The sequence below is a fragment of the Sphingomonas sp. R1 genome (genome assembly GCF_025960285.1).
GTDB lineage: Bacteria > Pseudomonadota > Alphaproteobacteria > Sphingomonadales > Sphingomonadaceae > Sphingomonas.
In genome coordinates this window covers 99,868-121,238 of record NZ_CP110113.1, presented here as the reverse complement: position 1 = coordinate 121,238, position 21,371 = coordinate 99,868, and the positions used below count along the sequence as shown (strand labels likewise).

Here is a 21,371-nt window from a genome sequence, read left to right as displayed (position 1 = left end):
CACCGCCGACACCTCCTCTCCGCCCTGCCCGTCCTTATTCCGCTGCCAGTTATGAGCCGCCTTGCACGTATTTGCAGGTTTACGCCGATGCGCTTTTGCGTCTTCCCAGATTTACGACGATCCGTTTTTACGACCCGACTGAAATGCGGAATCTGGCGAGCCAATGAACGGGCCGGGATCGACGCCAGGCTAGAGGCTCGATCACGTCGGGCCATTCTATTTGCCTCCCGCGATTGCTACACCGCCGGCACCTCCTCTCCGCCCTACGCTTCCTTATTCCGCTGCCCGTTACGAGAGGAATCGGCGGCTAGGTAGCCGCTTTTGCGCTTTTACGACGAATCGGGTTTGCGAAAAGACGCTTTCTCATCTATCCGCTTTTACGAAATTCCGGCTTTCCGGATTAGCACAAAGGCACAAACCATGATTGTCGGTGTCCTCAACCAGAAGGGTGGCGTTGGGAAGACGACACTCAGCGTCAATATCGCGGCGAGCTTTTCCCGCCTCGGTGGTCGTGTCCTCCTCATCGATGCCGATCCGCAGGGCAGCTCCTTGGACTGGGCGGCAGCCCGTCAGGTCGAACCGTTAGTTTCTGTCGTGGGTCTCCCGCGAGCATCGATCCATAAGGAAATCGAGCAGATCGGTCGCGGCTATGACCATATCGTGATCGATGGCCCTCCTCGGGTCACAGACCTCGCCAGGTCTGCGATCATGGCCTCCGACGTCGTTTTGATTCCGGTGCAGCCTTCCCCATACGACATTTGGGCCGCAGACGAGGTCGTCAAGCTCATCTCTGAAGCACGGGTATATAAAGAAAGCCTGAAAGCCGCTTTTGTGGTAAACCGGAAAATCGCAAACACGGCGATTGGTCGAGACGTGGGGGAGGCCCTGGCGAGCTATGAACTCCCTACGTTCGATGCGCAGATCGTTCAGCGCGTCGTTTTCGCGGAGGCTGCCGCTCAGGGATTAGCGGTACATGAGATCGACGAGGCCAGCGCGGCAACGGCCGAGATCGAAGCTGTTCGAAATGAGTTGATGGAGATGACCCGGTGACGACAAAGAAGGTAGCAATTGGTGCTCGTCCAACGGCCGCGAAGCCCGCGCCCGAGCAGGCGGATCAGTGGGTCGAGAACCGCACGCCGATCGAGGCTGCCGAGGGTGTCCCTATGAAGAGGCTCACCATTGACGTGCCGGCTGACCTGCATCGCGCCATTAAGTCGCAATGTGCCCTTCGCGGTACAAAAATTGCAGACGAGGTGCGCGAGCTTCTTTTGCAGAAATACGCTTCGTCGTAATTCCGTGATCCTTGAGCTGAGCGTGCGGTACTGGCTATTTTAAGCCGGCGAGTATAGCTAGGCTACGATACGACGGTTAGAGTCCACCTTGGCCATGCAATGCACCTAGGCAAATATGGGTATGCTCCACATCGCTAGCCGCGGCGGGGTAGGGGCTCACGTCCTGCCCGGTCCCGCCGCGCGTTGATAGAGTCGATAGGTCGCGCCACGGCGAGCCGGCGCGGCGGTGGGAACAACCATGCCGGGCCTTGCTGTTGAGGTGCTGAAGCCACCACGCCGAGCATTCTCATCCAAGGGTTGTACGTTCGCTTGGCAACCTTCTCAAAACGGAACGTCTGATCAGCAGGGAAGGGGAGGGCGAGCTCCACGCGTGAAAAGCCCGCGGGACCGTCGGCGCCGGGTTCTCGGAACTCGTTCTCAATTAGGCTTTCTCAAAAAGTGCGCTCCACACGGAGTTGCGAGAAAGGAGGGCAACGCTCATCGGCTATGCTCCGGTGTGTAAGCGCTCGCGCTGTGTGGCGGCATTCTGATCACGCTATCTGACGTGCTCAACCCGGCAGGGGAGAGCTTGGCGACATGAAAAACACCTGGGGCTGTTGAAAAAGGCCGGGTGATCCGATCGCGTTCCTAACGGGTTCCCTGCTTCGACACATCGGGAGCAGCGGCCATGATGGGTGAGCAACAGCGAGGCGGCAAGGGCGCAAGTTGGCGGGCGTTGGGAGCGATAATCCCCGCCGATCACATCCTACGCAGGATAGACGGGCTGATCGACCTGGGTGAACTGCGCGATGCGCTCGCCCCGCACTACAGTCGCCGTGGGCGGCCCTCGATCGCGCCCGAATTGCTGGTCCGCATGGCGCTGATCGCTCGCCTCTATGGCATTACGTCGGAACGCCGTCTGTGCGAGGAAGTCCGCTTCAACCTCGCTTATCGCTGGTTCTGCCGATTGCCGCTCGACGCGCCGGTGCCGCACCACTCGACGTTCAGCAAGAACCGGCATGGCCGCTTTCGCGATGCTGGCATCTTCCGCATCCTGTTCGAGCAAACTGTTCGGCGCTGCGCCGACGCGGGGCTGATCGCCCACAAGGATGCCGCAATCGACGCATCGTTCGTCGCCGCTGATGCAAGCTGGCAGCGCAAGATGCGGGATGCCGACATGGCCGCGCCCCGGCTTCCCCGCCCGGTTTGTGAATGGCTGGCGGATCAGGCCAATGCTCCACCGCAGGAACATGGCGTACCGCGTGGAAAGCCGGCCGAGGTGTCACGCACCGATCCGGCGTCGGCGTGGTCGGCGCGCACGGCGCGGGGCCGGTTCGGCTATGCCCTGAATGTCCTGATTGATACTCCGGGAGGGGTGGCGATTGACGTGGAGGCCAGTCCCGCCCGCTTCGCGGCGGAAGTCGATGCGGGGCGGACCATGCTGGCACGGGCCGACGATCGGTTCGGCTACCGGCCAAAGCGTGTCGCGGCCGACACCGCCTATGGCAGCGCCGCGTTCCTGGCGTTCGTCACCGATCGCGGCACCATCCCGCATATCCCGGTGCTGGAACGATCCGAACAGACCAAGGGCAAATTCCCCCGCGAAGCCTTCCGCTATGAACGGGAGCAGGACCGCTATGTCTGCCCCGCTGGGAAGATACTGCCCTTTCGCGGTGCCGATCGTCGGGCCGGCTTCCTCCGATACAGCGCCAGTCCTGCCGATTGCCGCGCCTGTCACCTCAAACGGAAATGCACCGCTGGCAGCAACAGGTCGGTCACGCACAGCGAACATGAGGACGTGCGCGAGCTTGTGCGCGGCGAGATGCAGACGCCCCTATTCAAGCGGTCGATGCGGCTGCGTCGGGGCGTCGAGCGGGTGTTTGCCGATGCCAAAGGTAAGCGGGGGCTAACCCGTTTGCACCTTCGCGGCCTGCGCGGTGCCGAGGAAGAGTTTCTGTTGGGCGCGGCCATTGCCAATCTCGTGTTATTGGCCCGTCCTGACGCACGACCGGCACGGACCCGCCGCCCGCCTCCAGTGCTGGAACGGATCGACCACATGGCCCGGATCAGCAGGGGCCGGTTCGAGCAATCCTACTACGCGACGATCTTCTGACACCGATTAGCCGGGTTCGCGCTCGGCCGCAGGGAAATGGCGATAGAAGGTGGAACGGCCGACTTGGAGCAGCTTTGCGACCTTCGCTGGTTTGTCGCCGGCCTTGAGCAGCTTGCGGGCTGTGTCGAGCATGTCGGGCGTCATTACGGACTTGCGGCCTCCACCCGTGCCGCCCTTTGCCCGTGCCGCTGCCAATCCGGCGATCGTCCGTTCCTTTATCAGTTCGCGCTCCATCTCCGCGACGGAAGCGAGGATATGAAACAGCAGCCGGCCCGATGGGGTGGCCGTGTCGAACCCGTCCGTCAGCGATCGGAAATCAATCTTGCGAGCGGACAGGTCGGCCGCCAGTTCGATCAGGCCCCCGATCGACCGGCCAAGGCGATCGAGCTTCCATATCACCAGCGTGTCACCCGCCCGCACGAAATTGAGGGCTTCGGTCAGACCGGGCCGGTTCAGCTTCGCGCCGCTCACCTTGTCGGTGAACAGCTTTTCGCACCCTGCCTTGGTCAGCGCATTGGTTTGTAGCGTCAGGTCCTGGTCGGAGGTCGAGACACGCGCATAACCAACCAGCATGAGTCCCGTTATCCCATCTCAAACAGCGAATTTCGGGACTCATATTTCGGGAACATATTTTGGGAAAGCCCCGGCGGGGATACAGCGGATTTTTGCGTCGGTGACGGTCGTCCCGTTGGAGGTTCCCGACCGGGAAACATTGGGATTTTGTATAGTCCGCTCCAGCGACACCCATTCTTGGGCGGCTAGGTCGCCGGTATGCGTCAGACCCTTCTCCTGATCCCGATCCTGCTCGCCGGCTGCGGCGAAAAAGTTGCGAAGCCGCCCGCGCCGCCCGCCCATGCCGAGACGATCGCGCATGAGAGCGAATTGCTGAAGCTGACGCTAACGCCGCAGGCTCAGCAGCGTCTCGGCATCGCGCTTGTGCGGGTGAGCGGAGGGACGGCCATCGCCACGCGCGAGGTCGCCGGCGAGATTGTCGTGCCGCCGATCAGCGCCAATGGCGTGCCGGTCAACTCGACCACAAACCTCCAGCAGATCGGCAGCCAGCAGGCGGCGGCCGATGCCGAACTGGCGCGCGCCACGGCGCAGGCGAGGCTGGCGAGGATCGCGCTCGACCGGGCCGAGAGCTTGGTGCGGGAGGAGGCCGGCAGCGTGCGCGCCCGTGATGAAGCCGCAGCGGCGCTGGCCGCGGCGCAGGCGGCGCTCGGCGCCGCCCGGCAGCAGCGACGGTTGCTCGGGCCGGCAGTCGCCGCGCTCGGTTCGCAGCCTGTCCTGTGGGTTCGCGCATCGGTGTTTGGCAGCGACATGGGCGATGTGCGCCGCGCGGACAGCGCGACGGTGCGCATGCTCGGCGATGGCGGCGCTCCCCGCGCAGCGCGTCCGGTCCAGGCACCGCCTTCGGCTAACACTGTCGCGGGCACGGTCGACCTGTATTACGTCGTCGACAATCGCGACCGCGCCTTCCGCGTCGGCCAGCGTGTTGCGGTGGACCTGCCGCTCGCCGGGCAGACCGAAGGATTGTCGGTGCCATCCACCGCGATCCTCCGCGATATCCACGGTGGCGAATGGGTCTATCAGCGGACCGCCCCCAACACCTTCGTGCGTCAGCGCGTGGAGGTGGCGTCGGAAAGCGGCGGCCGGGCGCTGCTGGCACGTGGGCTGACGGCCGGCGCACAGGTCGTCACCGATGGTGCGGCCGAACTGTTCGGGACCGAGTTCGGGGCCGCGCACTGATGCTCGGCCGGCTCGTCCACTTCGCGCTGGCGCAGCGTGTCCTCGTCCTCGTGCTCGCCGCGCTGCTGGTCGTGCTCGGCGTCCGCGCCGGGCGCGACGTGCCGCTCGACGTCTTCCCCGAGTTCGCACCGCCGATGGTGGAAATCCAGACCGAGGCGCCGGGGCTGTCCACCGAGGAGGTCGAGAGCCTGGTGACGGTGCCGATCGAGACGGCGGTCAACGGCGTGCCCGGGCTGATGACGCTGCGCTCGAAGTCGGTGCTGGGTCTGTCGTCGGTGCAAATCCTGTTCGAGCGCGGATCCGACGTGATCCGCGCCCGCCAGATGGTCGGCGAGCGCATCGCACAGGTGCAGCCGCGCCTGCCGCTTGCCGCGCGTCAGCCGGTGCTGATGCCGCCCTTGTCCTCCACAAGCCGGGCGATGAAGGTCGGGCTGTCGTCGACGAAGCTCGACCAGATGCAATTGTCCGAGCTGGTGCGCTGGACCATCCGGCCCCGGCTGATGGCCGTCCCCGGCGTCGCCAACGTCGCGGTGTGGGGCCAGCGCGATCGGCAGTTGCAGGTGCTGGTCGATCCCGACCGGCTGCGCGCGGCCGGCGTGACGCTGGCGGAGGTGCGCGCAGCGGCCGGGGACGCTGTGCTCGTCGGGGGCGGCGGGTTCGTCGACACGCCCAACCAGCGCCTCGCCGTCCAGCAGACAGGCACGGTGCAGACCGCGGCCGAGCTGGCACAGGCGGTCGTCAGGCAGGCGGGCGAGGCACCAGTCAGGATCGGCGACGTCGCCCGCGTGGTCGACGGCTTCAATGCGCCGATCGGCAACGCCATCATCGACGACGGCCCAGGCATCATGCTGATCGTCGAGAAGCAGCCAACCGCCAATACGCTGGAGCTGACCCGCGCGGTCGAGGCCGCGTTCGCCGAGCTGAAGCCGGGCCTCAAGGACGTAAGGGTCGACACGACCATCTTCCGGCCGGCGACCTTCATCGAACGGTCGATCGACAATCTCACCCGCGCGCTGATGATCGGCTGCGCGCTCGTGGCGGCGGTGCTGTTCCTGTTCACCCGCGACTGGCGGCAGGCGACGATCAGCCTCGTCGCGATCCCGCTGTCGCTGCTTGGCGCGGGGCTGATGCTGCTGTGGTCGGGTGCGACGATCAACGTGATGATAATCGCCGGCCTCGTGATCGCGCTGGGCGAAGTGGTCGACGATGCGATCATCGACGTGGAGAATATCGCGCGGCGGCTGCGTCTGAACCGCGAGGCGGCCGATCCGAAGCCGGCGTTCGCGGTGGTGCTCGCCGCCTCGCTGGAAGTGCGCTCGGCGGTCGTCTTCGCCTCATTGATCGTGATGCTGGTGTTTGTGCCGATCTTCTTCCTGGGCGGCGTCGCCGGCACCTTCTTCCAGCCACTCGCCATCGCCTATGTGCTGGCGATCGGGATGTCGTTGCTGGTCGCTCTGACCGTGACGCCGGCGATGTGCCTGCTCCTGCTCCCCAACGCGCCGCTGAAGGCGGAGCGTGACACCCGCTTCGTCGCGGTGATGAAACGCCGCTACGTCGGCTTCCTGCCGCGCGTGGTCGCGAGGCCGGCGATGGCGGTCGGGATCGTCGCGGGCGGGCTGCTGCTCGCCGGTGTCGGCTATGCGACGTTCAAGGACCAGTTCCTGCCCGATTTCCGCGAAACCGACTTCCTGATGCACTTCGTCGAGAAGCCGGGGACGTCGATCGAGGCGATGGACCGGATCACGATCCGCGCGTCGAAGGAACTGCGCAGCATCCCCGGCGTCCGCAACTTCGGCGCGCATATCGGCCGCGCCGAACAGGCCGACGAGGTGGTCGGCCCCAACTTCACCGAACTCTGGATCAGCCTCGACGAGAACGCCGACTATGATGCCTCGGTCGCGCGGATCAAGGAGGTGGTCGAGGGCTATCCCGGCCTCTATCGCGACGTGCTCACCTATCTGCGCGAGCGGATCAAGGAGGTGCTGACCGGCGCCGGCGCGACGATCGTCGTGCGCATCTACGGCCCGGATCAGGCGGAGCTGCGCGCGGCCGGTGCCCGCGTCCGTGAGGCGATCGGCGGCATCCCGGGCGTCTCCGACCTGAAGCTGGAATCCCAGGTGCTGGTGCCGCAAATCCGCATCCGGCCGCGCGCGGGTGAACTGGCGCGGTTCGGCCTCACCGCGGGCGAGGTCCGCCGGCAGGCGCAGGTGCTGGTCGCGCAGGCCAAGGTCGGCGAAATCTACCGCGACCAGCGCGCCTTCGACGTGGCGGTGTGGGGCGAGCCGGCAGTGCGTAACAGCGTCCACGCCTTGCGCGACCTGATGATCCAGGTGCCAGCCCCCGGCAATGCAGCCGCCGGGGCGCCGGTGCGGCTGGGCGACATCGCCGATATCGAGATCGTGCCTGCGCCCAACGAGGTGAAGCGCGAGAATGGCCAGCGCCGGCTCGACGTGACGATGAACGTCGCGGGCGCGGACCTGGGCACGGTCGCGCAGGCGGTCGACGCCGCGGTCGCCAGGGTGCCGTTCGCGACCGGCTATCATCCGCAGGTGCTCGGCGAATATGCCGCACTGAAAGAGTCGCGCAGCCGCCTCTGGAGCATCGGCGCGTTGTGCCTCGTCGGCATCCTGCTGCTCGTCTGGATGGAGTTCCGCTCGCGTCGGATCACCGCGTTGGTCGGCGTCAGCCTGCCCTTCGCGCTGGTCGGCGGGGTCGTCGCGGTCGCCGTCACCGGCGGCGTGCTGTCGCTCGGTTCGCTGGTCGGGTTCGTCACCGTCATCGGCATCGCCGCGCGCAACGGCATCATGCTGCTGTCGCATTACCAGCATCTCGAACGGCATGAAGGCATGACCTTCGGACGTGAGCTGGTGCTGCGCGGCGCGGAGGAGCGACTGGTGCCGATCCTGATGACCGCCGCCTGCGCAGGACTGGCACTGGTGCCCCTGATCGTCGCGGGCAACGCGCCAGGGCACGAGATCGAGCATCCGATGGCGATCGTGATCCTCGGCGGCCTTATCTCGTCGACTGCGCTCAACCTGTTGCTGCTGCCCGCGCTCTATGCCCGCTATGGCGAGGACCGCACCGTGCCGCCTGCGACCGCAGCCAAGGAGGCGCTGGCATGATCCGTCGCCTCGTTCCCGCCGTCGCGCTGCTTGCTTCTGCGTGCATGAGCGTGCCCGCACCTCCGCCGACGATCGCCCCGCCCAGCGCGACGGGCGAGTTCGCCCGGCTTCCCGTCGCGTCGATCGCGCCGGTGCCGGATGACTGGTGGCGGCTCTACGACGATCCCGTCCTCGATGGACTGGTGCGATCGGCCCTCGCCGCCAATGCTGATCTGCGCGTCGCCTACGCCAATCTTGACGGCGCGCGCGCCGCGCTGCGGCAGGCACGGGCGGCTCGGCTGCCGCAGACGACGATCGAGAGCGCGCTGGGGGTCGACAACCCCGCCTCGCAACCGAGCGCGTCGGGCAACGTGCCGACGACGGATTACGACATCGCCGCGACGGCGAGCTGGGATCTCGACCTGTTCGGCCGGCTGCGATCCGCCGCGACTGCGGCGGACGCGGATGCCGAGGCGCAGGCCGCCGTCGTCGACGGGCTGCGCGTCGCCGTGGTCGCCGACACGGTGCTGGCCTATGTCGACCTGTGCGGATCGACCCGCGCCATCGCGACCGCGCGCGAGGTCGCGGCGGCACAGGACCGGTCGGTCGCGCTCGTGCGCGAACAGCTCCGCGCTGGCGAAGTGTCGCCGCTGGAGGTGTCGCAGGTCGCGACCATTGCCGCTGCCACTCGCGCGGTCATCGCGCCGTTCGAGGCGCAGCGGGCGAACGCGCTGTATCGGCTCGCAACGTTGCAGGGGCGCCCCCCGGCGGAAGCGCGGGGCTATCGCTTCGCCTGCACCGCCGCACCCCGGCTGCGCACCGCCGCGCCGGTCGGCGATGGGACCGCGCTGCTGCTCCGGCGCCCTGACGTCCGCGAGGCGGAGCGACGCCTTGCCGCAGCCGCGGCGCGGATCGGGGTGGCGCGGGCGGACCTCTACCCGCGCGTCAATCTGGGCGGAGCGATGGGACTGCTGTCGGGCGGGTTCAAGGCCGTCGCATCGCCGCTCGTCAGCTGGGCGTTCCCCAATCAGGCGCCCGCCCGCGCTCGCCTGGAGCAGGCCCGCGCGACCGAGCGCGCGGCGCTCGCCGGATGGGACGTGGCCGTGCTGCGGGCGCTGCGCGAGGTGGAGACGGCGCTCGCGGCCTATGATGCCGAGGCGCGCCGCAACCGTGATCTGGCGACCGCCTCGCGCGAGGCGCAGGCCTATGCGCGGCGGGCCGGTGCGCGCGTGCGGCTCGGCGATGCGCCCGGCCTGCTCCAGGTCGATGCGCAGCGGGCCTTGGCGTCGGCGACACTGCAACAGGTCCAGTCCGATCTGGCTGTGTCGCAGAACGAGGTGGCGCTGTTCCGTGCGCTGGGCGGCGGTTGGCGAACCGATGCTGGCGCGCGATAGTCGGGCGATGCGGATATTGATCGTTGAGGATGATGCCGACACCCGCGCCTTCGTGGCGCAGGGGCTGGGTCAGGCCGGGCACCAGGTCGCGGTCAGTGCCGATGGCCGTGACGGGTTGTTCGAGGCGACAGGGGGTGGGTTCGACGCGATCGTGGTCGACCGGATGCTGCCCGGCCTCGATGGCCTCGCCCTGGTCAGGGCGTTGCGCGCGGCCGGCGACGCGACGCCGGTCCTGATGCTGACCGCGGTCGGCGGAATTGCCGATCGAGTTGAGGGACTGGAGGGCGGCGCCGACGACTATCTGGTCAAGCCGTTCGCCTTTTCCGAGCTGGCCGCACGCCTCAATGCGCTGGCGCGCCGGCCGGCACCGCGCGGCGACGACGCGCACCTGCTCCGGGTCGGCGACATCGTGCTCGACCTGCATCGTCGCACCGTGGAACGGGCCGGACGGCGTGTGACCCTGCAACCGCGCGAGTTCACGCTGCTGGCCGAGCTGATGCGAAACCCCCGCCGGGTGATGACGCGGACCATGCTGCTCGAACGCGTCTGGGATTTCGACTTCGACCCCAAGACCAACATCGTCGAGACGCATCTGAGCCGGCTGCGCTCCAAGCTCAACGCCGGGTTCGACATGGACGCGATCGAGACGGTGCGCGGAGCGGGCTACATGATCCGGGACGCGTGACGATGATCCGCCGCCTGTGGCGCTCCACCTTCGGCATCGTCGTGCTGGTCGCGCTGGCTTTCGCCGCGGCGACACTCGCGATCGGCGCGGTCGCCTACGAGGTGACGCACGAGGCGCTGGAGGAACAACTGGATCACCGCGTCGCGGTGGAGACACGCGCGCTGATGGCCGAGGAACGCGAAGCCGGACTGGCGGGAGTGGCCGAAGCCATCCGCCTGCGCGAGGATGCGCGGAACGAAGCCAGTCTCGATTACCTGCTGGTCGACCGCAACGGCCGCACGATCGCTGCCACCATCGCCCCGCTCGCGCCGCCCGAACCCGGCTATCAGGAGCATTTTGGCTTTCGCCGCGGCGATAGCACCGGCGTCGGTCAGGCGCTCGCCACGCCCTTGGCCGGCGGGCTTCTCGTCGTCGTCGCAGACCGCCGCGATCTGGCCGCGATCGACCGAACGCTGGCGCTGCTGTTCGCCGGCGCGCTTGGTGCGGTGCTGGCGCTGGGGATCGGCGCGGCGGTATTGGTCGGATGGCTTACGCGGCGGCGCCTGTCGCGCGTAGATGCCACGGCAAAGGCGATCATCGCCGGCGACCTGACGCAACGGGTGCCACGCGACGGGTCCGGCAGCGAGTTCGATCGCCTCGCCGCGACGCTCAACCGGATGCTCGACCGCATGGCGGCGCTGATGGACAATCTGCGGCAGGTATCGACCGACGTCGCGCACGACCTGCGCACGCCGCTCACCCGCCTGTGCAATCAGCTCGATCGCGCAGCCGCCGGCGATGCGGAGGCGATCGATGCCGCCCGCCGTCAAGCCAACGACCTGCTGGAGATCTTCGCCGCGTTGCTACGCATCGCCGAGGTGGAAGGATTGGCGGAACGCCGGGCGTTGGCCGTGATCGAACTGTCAGCGCTGCTCGACGACATGGCCGAAACCTACCGACCCGACTTCGAAGCCGCCGGTCATCACCTCGCGACCGATATCCCTCCCGGTCTGCATCTTGAGGGCGACCGTCGCCTGCTGGCGCAGGCGCTGTCGAACTTGCTGGAGAATACGCTGCGCCATACCCCCGCCGGCACGACGGCAACGCTGTCCGCCCGAACGACGCACGACGCGATCGAGGTGACGCTGAAGGACGACGGTCCAGGCGTTTCTCCCGCCGACGCGGAGCGCCTGTTCCAGCGCTTCGCCCGCGCGGAAACGTCGCGCACCACCGATGGACACGGACTTGGTCTCGCGCTGGTCCGTGCAATCGCTGTCGGGCATGGCGGGAATGCGTTTCTGTCGGAAAGCGGAGGCGGGTTCGGTGTCACCATTCGGCTAAAGGCCGGTCGACAAGGATGATGCCAGCGCTCAAGGTTTCCCAGAACTCCGGCAGAGCGGGGTTTTGGGCACGACCGGACTTTCCCATTGCTCGATCCCAATCGGGAAAGGCCCGCCCGCTTGCGGCGTCGAGCTATTTATGATCGACGTTTGGTTATGGCTGTTCACACGACCAAGCGGCGTATCCTGATTGTGATAGCTCTTTTGGCAGCGGGGATGCTTCTGTTTCTCGCTTGGTTGGGTGGAGGGCCTTACACAGAAACATGGCCTACGAAGTTCGATCCTGATCGATGGAAGGCAGCTTCTGCGACGTGGACCGGACCTGACGCGCATGAAGACAACACGCGATGCGGTATGCTGATGGACCTGCGGGTTAGGGTCGGGATTGCCGGGAAGTCGCGTGACGAACTAGTGAAAATCCTCGGTGAACCGTCTGGCGATCAAAGTCGGGGATTTTGGGCACTTTGCCCGAGCTTCATGGATCACTGGATTCTGGAAGTTGATTGGCAACACGGTCGCGCTGCCAACGTCACTGTCCGAGATACGTGACAACTGGCGATATAAACACCGCCGGCTGGCATCCGCGTTGCCTTTCCCAAAATGCCATCGTTTTCGGGACGGCAGCTATCGCCCGCGCCCTCCCAAAAACGGTCAAGTCCGCTTCCCACCACTTCCGGCCGTTCTGGAGATCGGATGGTTCAAGAGTTGCCGGTCCGCGCAGGCCGCCTGATGTACGACAAACAGGTGTGGCTGTTGAAAAATGCGCCGCTGGTGGCCGGGTACGGTTTGGGGGCGGAATGACACCCCAAGGTTTTGCGATCCCGTCTCGCATGGGATCGGCCCGCGAGACGGCCGGGGCGTTCCCAAAAGGATCGGGAAATGGGAATATCGAACGCTTCCCGAAACCCGTCGCACTGGCAGAAGTGAGAAAGGATTACGCGTAAGCCTCGGTGTCAGGACCGGACGGTTTTGACACCAAATTGGGCAAGCACCTATGGCGCGACGCCAGCATCTCTCGCGTCAAAGGCCTCCAGTATGGGGCAGGGGCCGTCTGAGCCTGCTCTGCATTCTTGCGCTAACCGATGAAGTGATGACCGGACACGCCTCAACTCTTCGATCTGCGCGTCCAACGCCACGACGCGTTCGTGGGCGAGTTGCCGGACTCGTGCTCGATCAGTGGTCGCGTCTAGCGCTAGTAGTTCGCCGATTTGCTCCAACGTGAAACCCGCTGCCTGAGCCGATCTGATGAAACGCAGGCGACGGACGTCGTCCGCGCCGTAGCGGCGAAATCCGCCGGCTGAGCCGAAGCCTTCGGGCCGATCCGGCGTGTCGATGAGTCCTCGACGCTGATAGTAGCGGACCGTTTCGACACCAACGCCACCCTCGCGCGCAAAACCAGCGATCGTGAGGGATATCATGCTTGACTCCGTACTATACTACAGACCCCATATAGGGGTCGCGAGAACACGGAGAAGACGATGGCGACCGCGGCCCCCAAAAGCGCGACAATCTACCGGATGGTGATGCCGGAGCACACCTGCCCCTACGGTCTGAAGGCGAAAGATCTGCTTCGGCGACAGGGCTATGAGGTCGAGGACCACTGGCTGCGCACGCGGGAGGAAACTGACGCTTTCAAGGCGAAGCACGGGGTCAAGACGACGCCGCAAACCTTCATCGGGGGCGAGCGGGTAGGGGGCTATGACGACCTGCGCCGTTTCTTCGGCAAGACGGTGCGCGATCCCAAGGCCGTCACCTACCGCCCGGTGATCGCGGTGTTCACTATGACGGCACTGATGGCGCTGGCTGCTAGCTACGCCGTGTTCGGCACGCCCGTCACGGTGCGCGCGGGAGAGTGGTTCATCGCCTTCTCGATGTGCGTGCTCGCGATGCTCAAGCTCCAGAACGTCGAGAGCTTTTCGAGCATGTTTCTCAACTACGACCTGCTTGCCAAGCGCTGGGTGCCCTATTCCTATATCTACCCCTACGCGGAGGGTCTGGCGGGCGTGCTGATGGCGGCGGGTGCATTGACCTGGCTCTCGGTGCCGGTCGCGCTCGTCATTGGCACGATCGGTGCGGTGTCGGTCATCAAGGCCGTCTATATCGACAAGCGCGAGCTGAAGTGCGCCTGTGTCGGCGGGGACAGCAACGTGCCGCTCGGCTTCCTGTCGCTCACCGAGAACGTGATGATGGTCGCGATGGCGATCTGGATGATTGCCGCGCCGGCAGCGCTCTCGATGGCGCATTGACATCGAACGGTGATCGGGATCGATAAGCCTGTGGAGCGTCGACTAAACCGCCTTGCCCGCCTGCTTCGCCTGGCGGTGCTGACTATGCTGGCGGTGACGCTTGTCCTGCGCCTCGGCCCGATCTGCGAGGCCGTGGCGAACGCCGCGCCGGTCGCATCCGAGATGGCCGATTGCGAGGGAAGTCACAAACCCACGAAGGCCCCGCAACAAGCAGCCTGCTCGACGCCCTGCATGGCAGTTCAGAGTGAAGCGTTGACACAGACCGGGCCTAACGCTCCGATCCGCATCGCGCTCAAACCACTACCTGTTGCGGGATTGATAGGAATGCCCGTTCCGCCTGCAACACCCCCTCCGCGAGTTGTGTGACGATCCGAATTACACACACATTCGATCGACGGAGTTACGGATGACCAAGTTCAAGCTGATCGGCGCTGCCCTGGCGCTGGCGATCCCCGGCGTTGCATTCGCGGCCGATGCCGGCTGCTGCGGCGCGGACAAGACCTGCTGCAAGGACGGCAGCGACTGCTGCAAGAAGGATTGCTGCGCGGACATGAAGAAGGGCGGCGATCACGCTGGCCATGACATGTCGGGCATGAAGCACTGACCTGACGGCTGGCGGGAGCGGTTCATCGCTCCCGCCAGCTACCTAACCATGCCGGGTATAGACGCGGCGACCGCCCAGGCCGAACGCGATGACGGAGAAGGGCTGGGCCTTCATGCCCGCTACCTCCATGCCGGGCGATCCGAGCGGCATCCCGCCGACTGCCAGCCCGCTCACGCCTTTGGGACGCTGCGCCAGAACGCGCTTCATGTCAGCGATCGGAACATGGCCCTCGAAGGCCATGCCGTCGACGATGGCGGTATGACAGGATACCTGATCCGCCGGGACGCCGACGCGACGCTGCAAAGCGCCGCGATCGGCATCGTCGATGATCCGCACCTTGCGGCCGAACTGCTGGCGGACCTGCACAGCCCACTTCTCGCAGCAACCACACCCCGGATCGCGGTGCATGGCGATGTCGGCTGCAGCCATCGCGGTCGCGGGAAGCCCCATCAACAAGGCGGCTATCGCAGTACGAAAAGGTCGTTTCATCATCGGCTCCCCAATAACTGCCTTGTGTCGCCCAAAGGCGAGGGCGGGTCGGTTACTGCGGGTTCTTGCCCATTTTGCGCAGCATGGCGTTCAACGTCGCGATCTCACGGTTCTGGCTGTCGATCGTCTTCTGCGCCTCACGACGGATTTCCGCATTCCGGGTACTGCGAAGTGCCGTCTGCGACATCGTGATCGCGCCGCGGTGATGCTCGATCATCTGACGGATCCACGTCTCGCCGGCGTCGGCACCCTTTGCCGCCATCATCCGCTCGTGCATCTTCATCATGTCGGGGCCGTAGGGATTGGCCGCGCTCGGCTGCATCATGCCTGGATGGCTCATTCCCTGATGATCCATCCCCTGATGCCCGGCCTGCTGCGCCAATGCCGGGGTGGCGGCGAACAAGGCGGCGGTCATGATCGCGATCGTCTTCATGTCTGATTTCTCCACGTTACCCCCGCCCATGCGAAAAGGTACGCGCGCCAGCACGCCACCCCTCAACCAACGGCAAATCTATCGGACCGGCTGCAAGGTGTTGATGCCGGTGCTCTGATCCGTCTCGGGGGGCGGGGGCGGCACCTGCCGGTCGCGATAGGAAGGCAGGTCCGGCGCGTTCGAGGACGTGGGGTTCGCTTCCAGCCGGGCGATCATCCGCTTCATCTGCGTAATTTCGCGAACCTGGGCGTCGATGATGCCGTCAGCGAGCTTACGCACTTCCGGGTCTTTGATGTGTGCCCGTTCGCTCGTCATGATCGCGATCGAGTGGTGCGGGATCATCGCCTTCATGTAGGCAACGTCATCGACAGTCTCCTGACTGCGGACGAGCCACAAAGCGCCGGCAAACACGATGACAGCGCCTGCCACGATGCCGAGATTGGCGCGGCGGTTCGGGTACATGCCCCACATGAAACCGAGCATGATGATCGCCATCACGGCACCCATGACAATCGCCATCCACGTCCGGGTCTGGCTGTACTCGACGTGGCTCAGGGCATAGGTGTTCAGGTACATCAACCCGAACATCACGACGGTCGATGTCGCGATCATGGCGGCGAACCGCCCGTAGCTCATGCCCATCCCGCCACCCTGGCCGGATCGGTGCTGGTCGTGGTCCATCGCCCATTCTCCTTTGGCACCCCCAAAGAAACTACGCGGCGGTTCGGGCTGTCCCTTGCACTTTTCTCCGCCTGCGTCGCGGCCAGCGCATGAACAGGAGGATCGCACCCGCGACGCCGAACACGAGGCCACCCGCCGCAAAGGCCATCAGCCACGGCGTGTTGAAGCGTTCGTGCTCGGTCCAGTCCATGATATGGAGGCCCCAGAAGAAGTCGTAGAGCCGCCACGTTCCGGTACGCACCGAGGTCAGCCGGCCGGTTTCCGCCGACACGTAGATGCGCGTCGCATCTTTGTCAGGGAACGATGCGCGCCATGCGGGAAGGCTGCCGCGATATTCGGTGCTCGGGCGCTCCACCCGCTCTATCGTCGGAACTGCGGGTCCGCCTCGATAGACCCTGCCGGCGATGGCCGCCGCGGCCCTCATGTCGATCGGTGGGAGCGGCGCAGCCGTCCGGGCGTCGAGCAACCGGATTTTGCCATCGGCAAGCTGCGCCTCAACGACGGGTCGACCGAGCAGCATCCGGTGTTGAAGCTGACGGACAGGCACGCCGGCATTCGCGAGCAGGGCAGGAACGGGTGCAAAGGTCTGGTCGACCGACAGCGCCGGCTCGGCATTGCGATCGATCCGGTGATCGCCGTGCACCACATCGATCGGCAGCAGGCTCATAATGAGTCCGCTGGTGAACCATACGATCGCCTGCGCCCCGATCAGGAGAGCAAGCCAGCGATGGACCTTGCTCGCCCCGATGTGGAGGCGCAACCGCGGGCTCAGAACCAGGTCCTCACGCCAGCGACGAAGCTGAACCCGCCGGTGTCACCGCCGCGTGCCCGCGTGAAGCGCGCGGTGTCGCCGAACTGCCGTTCCCACGACACGCCGATATACGGCGCCAGCTCGCGCCGACCTTCATACCGAAGCCTCAGGCCTGCCTCCAGATCGGTCAGCCCCGATCCGGTGCCGGTTTCCGGCACATCCTGCGCAGAAAAATTGGCCTCGATCCTCGGCTGAAGCGTGAAATAGTTGGTGATGCGCTGATCGTAATAGCCCTCGGCACGACCCAGCACCTCGCCCTTGTTCGACAGGAACAGCGCACCTTCTACCTCGAACCAATAAGGTGCCAGCCCCTCGATACCCACGGTCGCATAGGTCCGGGAAGGGTTGGGTTTGATGTCGTAGCGCACGCCCGCCTGGAGGTTCCAATAGGGGTCGAGCGCATGGCTATAGAGCGCCTGAACCTCGGCGCTGTCGAGCGACTTGCCGAAACTGCCTTCGCCCTCCGACTTCAGCCACAAGCGATCAATATCGCCTCCGACCCACGCCTCGCCATCCCAACGATACCCGTCGCTACCCTTGCGAGCCTGGTACTCGGCCAGATTGAAGAGCACCTGATAGTAGGTCATCCCGCCATGCTCGCGACGCAGATCGTCCTCGCGGGAGGTCGCCATCGCCTTCGCACCCCAGAAACGATCGGCAAGATGATCGCCGGAGGGAGCGGGTGCGGGCTTGTTGCCGGGGGGCAGGTCGGTCCCGACTTTAGCGCCGCCCTGATCGCCGTTCATCGCCATGCCCGGCATCGCGTTCATGTCGTGGCCGGCGTGTTGGTCCTGCGCCATTCCTGCCGGGGCACCCATGCCGGGCATGGCCGACATATCGTGGCCCGCGTGCGGGTTCGAGGCGGGGGCCGACTGCTGGCCGCCCATGTCCATCCCCTGCATCCCGCTCATATCGTGACCGGCGTGCGGGTCAGTCGCCGGAGCTTGGGCCTGCGCACGTCGGAACGCCGTCTTTCTGGCAGGTGCCTTGCGCTTGAATGCCGGCTTCGCGGCGGGTTTCGGGGCGGCCTTGGCGGCAGGCTTGGCCGGCATGGTCATGCCCGGCATGTCGTGCATGGAATGGTCCATGCTCTGTGCGAAGGCAGGAACAGCGATGATCGCTGATACCAAACCGGCAAGGAGGATCGACCGGCTCATGCTGCGGCCTCCCCGGCCTTCCGGACCTGGACGACACGCATCATGCCCGCGTGCATGTGGTAGAGCATGTGGCAGTGGAACGCCCAGTCGCCTTCCTCTCCCGTCACGTCCCAACTGACAGTTCCGCCCGGTTGGACCAGCACGGTATGCTTTCGGGGCGCACAGGCGCCTTTCCCCGTCACCAGCTCGAAGAAGTGACCGTGAATGTGGATCGGGTGGCCCATCATCGTGTCGTTGATGAGGGTGACGCGCACCCGCTCGCCATGCAGCAGCGTGATCGGATCGGGGTTCTCCGACAGCTTTTCGCCGTCGAAGCCCCACATGTAGCGTTCCATGTTGCCGGTGAGGTGAAGCTTGATCTCACGCTCTGGTGCCCGCGTATCGGGGTTGCGGTCGAGCGCCATCAGATCGCGATAGGTCAGCACGCGGTGGCCGACATTCTCCAGCCCCTGACCCGGATCGCCGGTGCGGTCCACCGGCATAGCCGAGATGGTCTGAACGCCCGGCCCCTTCTTCACCTCCGGTGCCTTCGAGAAGTCGCGCATGTTCATGTTGCCCATGTCCATGCCGGCCATCGACTGATCGCCTGCCATGCCGGGCATTGTGCCCGAGCCATGATCCATCCCGGCCATCGCGCCGCTTTGACCTTGCGGCATCGTCATTCCGGCCATCCCTCCGGTAGCGGCAGCGGCCGTGCCGTGGTTCATCTGGGAATGATCCATCCCCTGCATAGAGCCGGCACCGGCACCATGGTTCATCGCGCTATGGTCCATGCCCGCCATCGAACCGGCCTGCGCGCCCGCCGCACCGTTCCCCATGCCTTGCATGGCGCCGTGATCCATGGTGCCCATGTCGTGGCCGCCCATGCCCATGTCCTTCATGGTCGCGAGCGGACGCTTGCGGAGGGGAGGAACCTCGGCAGCCATGCCCTCACGCGGCGCGAGCGTGGCCCGGGCTTGGCCAGAGCGGTCAACACTTTCGCCGACGAGCGTGTACGCGCGCATGTCGGGAGGCGTGACGATCGCATCATAGGTTTCGGCGGGACCGAACTGGAACTCATCGATTTGGACCGGCCGCACGTTCAGGCCGTCCGCTGCGACGATCGTCATCGGCAGGCCCGGAATGCGGACGTTGAAGGTCGTCATGGACGATGCGTTGATGAAGCGGAGCCGGACCCGCTCGCCGGGCTTGAACAGCGCGGTCCAGTTGTCGCGCGGCCCATGACCGTTGACCAGATAAGTGTAGGTCGATCCGGTCACGTCGGCGACGTCAGCCGGGTCCATCCGCATCTTGCCCCACATCAGCCGCTCCTTGAGCGGCTGATCCTTGCCCGCGAGCAAGCCGGCCAAGCTCTGGCGCTGGCGGTTGAAATAGCCCGACTCCTTCTTGAGCCGGTCGAACAGGTAATGCGAATGCTGGAAGCTGTGATCGGAGAGCACGATGACGTGCTCGCGATCGAACTGCACCGGGTCCGTGTCCTTGGGATCGATCAGGATCGGGCCGTAGTGACCATCCTGTTCCTGAAACCCCGAATGGCTGTGATACCAGTAGGTGCCGCTCTGGATGATCGGAAATTCGTAGGTGAAGGTCGAGCGCGCCGGAATGCCGGGAAAGCTGATGCCAGGAACACCGTCCATCTGAAACGGCACCAGCAGGCCGTGCCAGTGGATCGAGGTTTCCTCGTCCAGGTCGTTGACGACATGAAGGCGCACATTCTGCCCTTCCCGTAGGCGGATCAGCGGTGCCGGCACGGTGCCGTTAATGCCGATCGCGTGGCTTTCCCGCCCGTCGATCATCATCATCTGATGTGCGACTTTCAGCGTGATGTCCTCGCCCGAGACGGTCGGCAACGGCTTGGCGATACCAGCGGAGACGGGTTGCGCCCACGCCGGCATATAGGCCGACAGGGCAAGGCTGCCTCCCGCCATAGTGGCACCGCGCAGCACTTGGCGGCGATCGAGAACGCGCGACATCGAAGCTCCTCAAGGGTTGGGCCGCGATCGGCCCGCACCCCTTCTACGCGTCTCGCCCGATCATCCCTTAGCCAACATTCAACTTTTCCATGAGCCGCGCTCGCGCGCGATAAAGGCGGGTTTCGACCGCCTTCTGGCTGATACCCAACACCTCGGCCGTCTCGGCCTGGCTCAAGCCTTCGATCGTCCGCAGCACCAGCGGCTCCTTCAGATTGGCCGGCAACGTCGAGATAGCGCGCGTCACCCGATCAAGCTCCTGGCGATCGGCTGCACTGTCATCGATCGCCACGGCGTTGTCGGGAAGGATGTCAGCCTGGTCCTCCATCGCGAAGCCGAAGGACAGAAAACGGCGAACGGCGCGCTTCCTCGCCCAATCCCGGCATTTGTTGATCGCGATCGTCGACAGCCATGCCTTCATCGCGCGCTGCGTATCGTAGCGCGGCAGCGCCTGATGCGCGGCGACGAAGGTTTCCTGAACCAGATCAAGCGCTTCATCGGGTTCGCCGACACAGGCACGCGCAAGCCGAAAAACCGGCTGACGGTAACGGCGCATGATTTCCGCAAAGGCCGCCTGACGGCCGGCGATGCTGAGCGTCGCCAGTTCGCCGTCAGACAATGCGGTCCAATCGAGGCTCACCCCTGACCGGCGGTGAGTGCCTTCACCACCGCGGCATCAAATTGGGAAGTCTGATCGGGTCGCAGCAACTGCCGCATGGCAAAGATATGCGCGAGCGTCGCCTTTTGAAGCTCGCCCATCGCCGCATGACTCTGGTCCACTGCGGCTGCGACCTTGGGGCCATTGCCATGTTCGGTTTCGATCGCCTCGGCGAGCCGGGTATTGGCAGCGCGCATTTCGAGCTCGAGCGCACGCCGCTGCATCGCGAAGCGATCTTCCAGCACCTTCAACCGTGCCTGCTGATTGTCGTCCAGCGTCAGCTTGTGGTGCAATACGTCATGCAGCGCGGCACCTGGCTGCTGGGGCTGCGGCAACAGCGCCCGCCCGACGAACACGCCTCCGATCGCGGCCAGAAAGGCGAGCACGACACCAAGAACGATGCGCGTCGTCGAGGTCATTGCTCACCCAGCAGCAAGGAGGAAGGCGCGAGCGGCGACGCTCCGCCAAGCGGGGCCAGGGAAACGGTTGGGCGGGCAGCGGCGGGCAGCTCGGCTCCGACGATGCCGATCGCAAGCGCCGCTGCCGTCACTACGCCAAGACCGATGCCGGCCTGCCGCACGACGGGCCGCGAGCCGATCCGTGCAAGTACCCGCGTCTCGATGCCGTCCAGCGCGGCCGGGGCGGGTGCGCCCGCCAGCCTCGCCAACGCTCTGTCCAGTTCGTCCATGC

21 protein-coding genes are annotated in these 21,371 nt (G+C 65.5%); 10 read left to right on the top strand and 11 right to left on the bottom strand.

The genetic code is table 11. The annotated features are described in order from the left end of the window. The first annotated feature begins 420 nt into the window (after positions 1-420). The 3 genes from parA (at position 421) to OIM94_RS20015 (ending at position 3,384) form a co-directional block, all read left to right on the top strand. Entirely contained in the window at positions 421-1,050 is a 630-nt protein-coding gene (parA, locus tag OIM94_RS20025) for a ParA family partition ATPase (protein WP_264610278.1), read from the top strand. Beyond that, positions 1,047-1,292, top strand: a complete 246-nt coding sequence (locus tag OIM94_RS20020; RefSeq protein ID WP_264610207.1) for a hypothetical protein — start codon at positions 1,047-1,049, stop codon at positions 1,290-1,292. Before parA ends, OIM94_RS20020 begins: the two co-directional genes overlap by 4 nt. Positions 1,293-1,959: 667 nt before the next feature. Next, positions 1,960-3,384, top strand: a complete 1,425-nt coding sequence (locus OIM94_RS20015) for a transposase (RefSeq protein ID WP_264610206.1) — start codon at positions 1,960-1,962, stop codon at positions 3,382-3,384. Between the two features lie 6 nt (positions 3,385-3,390). On the opposite strand, the gene OIM94_RS20010 is transcribed toward OIM94_RS20015, so the two are convergent. Next, positions 3,391-3,957: a recombinase family protein gene (locus tag OIM94_RS20010; RefSeq protein WP_264610205.1), complete on the bottom strand. Its 567-nt coding sequence runs from the start codon at positions 3,955-3,957 to the stop codon at positions 3,391-3,393. Positions 3,958-4,155: 198 nt separating this feature from the next. Here OIM94_RS20010 and OIM94_RS20005 point away from each other — a divergent pair, with 198 nt between their 5' ends. The 5 genes from OIM94_RS20005 to OIM94_RS19985 are packed head-to-tail and all read left to right on the top strand — an operon-like array spanning position 4,156 to position 11,653. Continuing rightward, positions 4,156-5,133 carry an efflux RND transporter periplasmic adaptor subunit gene (locus OIM94_RS20005; RefSeq protein WP_264610204.1) on the top strand — a complete coding sequence of 326 codons (978 nt, stop codon included), beginning with the start codon at positions 4,156-4,158 and terminating at the stop codon, positions 5,131-5,133. Continuing rightward, positions 5,133-8,255: an efflux RND transporter permease subunit gene (locus OIM94_RS20000; RefSeq protein ID WP_264610203.1), complete on the top strand. Its 3,123-nt coding sequence runs from the start codon at positions 5,133-5,135 to the stop codon at positions 8,253-8,255. Before OIM94_RS20005 ends, OIM94_RS20000 begins: the two co-directional genes overlap by 1 nt. Next, the gene (locus OIM94_RS19995; protein ID WP_264610202.1) at positions 8,252-9,628 is read left to right on the top strand and encodes an efflux transporter outer membrane subunit; all 1,377 of its coding nucleotides are present in this window, start codon (positions 8,252-8,254) and stop codon (positions 9,626-9,628) included. Before OIM94_RS20000 ends, OIM94_RS19995 begins: the two co-directional genes overlap by 4 nt. A gap of 7 nt (positions 9,629-9,635) precedes the next feature. Next, entirely contained in the window at positions 9,636-10,313 is a 678-nt protein-coding gene (locus OIM94_RS19990; RefSeq protein WP_264610201.1) for a response regulator transcription factor, read from the top strand. Between the two features lie 2 nt (positions 10,314-10,315). After that, positions 10,316-11,653: a sensor histidine kinase gene (locus OIM94_RS19985; protein ID WP_264610277.1), complete on the top strand. Its 1,338-nt coding sequence runs from the start codon at positions 10,316-10,318 to the stop codon at positions 11,651-11,653. 971 nt (positions 11,654-12,624) lie between these two features. Here OIM94_RS19985 and OIM94_RS19980 read toward each other — a convergent pair. Further along, positions 12,625-13,050 (bottom strand): MerR family transcriptional regulator, encoded by a 426-nt coding sequence (locus OIM94_RS19980; protein WP_264610200.1) that lies wholly within the window; start codon positions 13,048-13,050, stop codon positions 12,625-12,627. Positions 13,051-13,110: 60 nt separating this feature from the next. Between OIM94_RS19980 and OIM94_RS19975 the strand changes: the two genes are divergently transcribed. Beyond that, a complete protein-coding gene (locus OIM94_RS19975; RefSeq protein WP_264610199.1) occupies positions 13,111-13,878 on the top strand; it encodes a glutaredoxin family protein in 768 nt (255 codons plus the stop codon). A gap of 406 nt (positions 13,879-14,284) precedes the next feature. Beyond that, positions 14,285-14,482, top strand: coding sequence for a hypothetical protein (locus OIM94_RS19970; protein WP_019368240.1), 198 nt, complete (start codon positions 14,285-14,287; stop codon positions 14,480-14,482). Between the two features lie 42 nt (positions 14,483-14,524). Here OIM94_RS19970 and OIM94_RS19965 read toward each other — a convergent pair whose 3' ends face one another. The 9 genes from OIM94_RS19965 to OIM94_RS19925 all read right to left on the bottom strand — a co-directional run bounded on the left by OIM94_RS19965 (position 14,525) and on the right by OIM94_RS19925 (position 21,369). Then, positions 14,525-14,932, bottom strand: coding sequence for a DUF411 domain-containing protein (locus OIM94_RS19965; protein ID WP_264610276.1), 408 nt, complete (start codon positions 14,930-14,932; stop codon positions 14,525-14,527). Between the two features lie 91 nt (positions 14,933-15,023). Continuing rightward, positions 15,024-15,434, bottom strand: coding sequence for a DUF305 domain-containing protein (locus OIM94_RS19960; RefSeq protein ID WP_264610275.1), 411 nt, complete (start codon positions 15,432-15,434; stop codon positions 15,024-15,026). Between the two features lie 48 nt (positions 15,435-15,482). Then, positions 15,483-16,040 carry a DUF305 domain-containing protein gene (locus tag OIM94_RS19955; protein ID WP_264610274.1) on the bottom strand — a complete coding sequence of 186 codons (558 nt, stop codon included), beginning with the start codon at positions 16,038-16,040 and terminating at the stop codon, positions 15,483-15,485. Positions 16,041-16,116: 76 nt separating this feature from the next. Continuing rightward, positions 16,117-16,845 carry a PepSY domain-containing protein gene (locus OIM94_RS19950; RefSeq protein ID WP_264610198.1) on the bottom strand — a complete coding sequence of 243 codons (729 nt, stop codon included), beginning with the start codon at positions 16,843-16,845 and terminating at the stop codon, positions 16,117-16,119. Positions 16,846-16,853: 8 nt separating this feature from the next. Then, positions 16,854-18,053 carry a copper resistance protein B gene (locus OIM94_RS19945; RefSeq protein WP_264610197.1) on the bottom strand — a complete coding sequence of 400 codons (1,200 nt, stop codon included), beginning with the start codon at positions 18,051-18,053 and terminating at the stop codon, positions 16,854-16,856. Then, entirely contained in the window at positions 18,050-20,026 is a 1,977-nt protein-coding gene (locus OIM94_RS19940) for a copper resistance system multicopper oxidase (protein ID WP_264610196.1), read from the bottom strand. The genes OIM94_RS19945 and OIM94_RS19940 overlap by 4 nt, the downstream gene beginning before the upstream one ends. 67 nt (positions 20,027-20,093) lie before the next feature. Continuing rightward, positions 20,094-20,663 carry an RNA polymerase sigma factor gene (locus tag OIM94_RS19935; RefSeq protein ID WP_264610195.1) on the bottom strand — a complete coding sequence of 190 codons (570 nt, stop codon included), beginning with the start codon at positions 20,661-20,663 and terminating at the stop codon, positions 20,094-20,096. After that, positions 20,660-21,100, bottom strand: coding sequence for a periplasmic heavy metal sensor (locus OIM94_RS19930; RefSeq protein ID WP_264610194.1), 441 nt, complete (start codon positions 21,098-21,100; stop codon positions 20,660-20,662). The genes OIM94_RS19935 and OIM94_RS19930 overlap by 4 nt, the downstream gene beginning before the upstream one ends. Continuing rightward, positions 21,097-21,369, bottom strand: a complete 273-nt coding sequence (locus OIM94_RS19925) for a hypothetical protein (RefSeq protein ID WP_264610193.1) — start codon at positions 21,367-21,369, stop codon at positions 21,097-21,099. Before OIM94_RS19925 ends, OIM94_RS19930 begins: the two co-directional genes overlap by 4 nt. Positions 21,370-21,371: the final 2 nt, after the last annotated feature.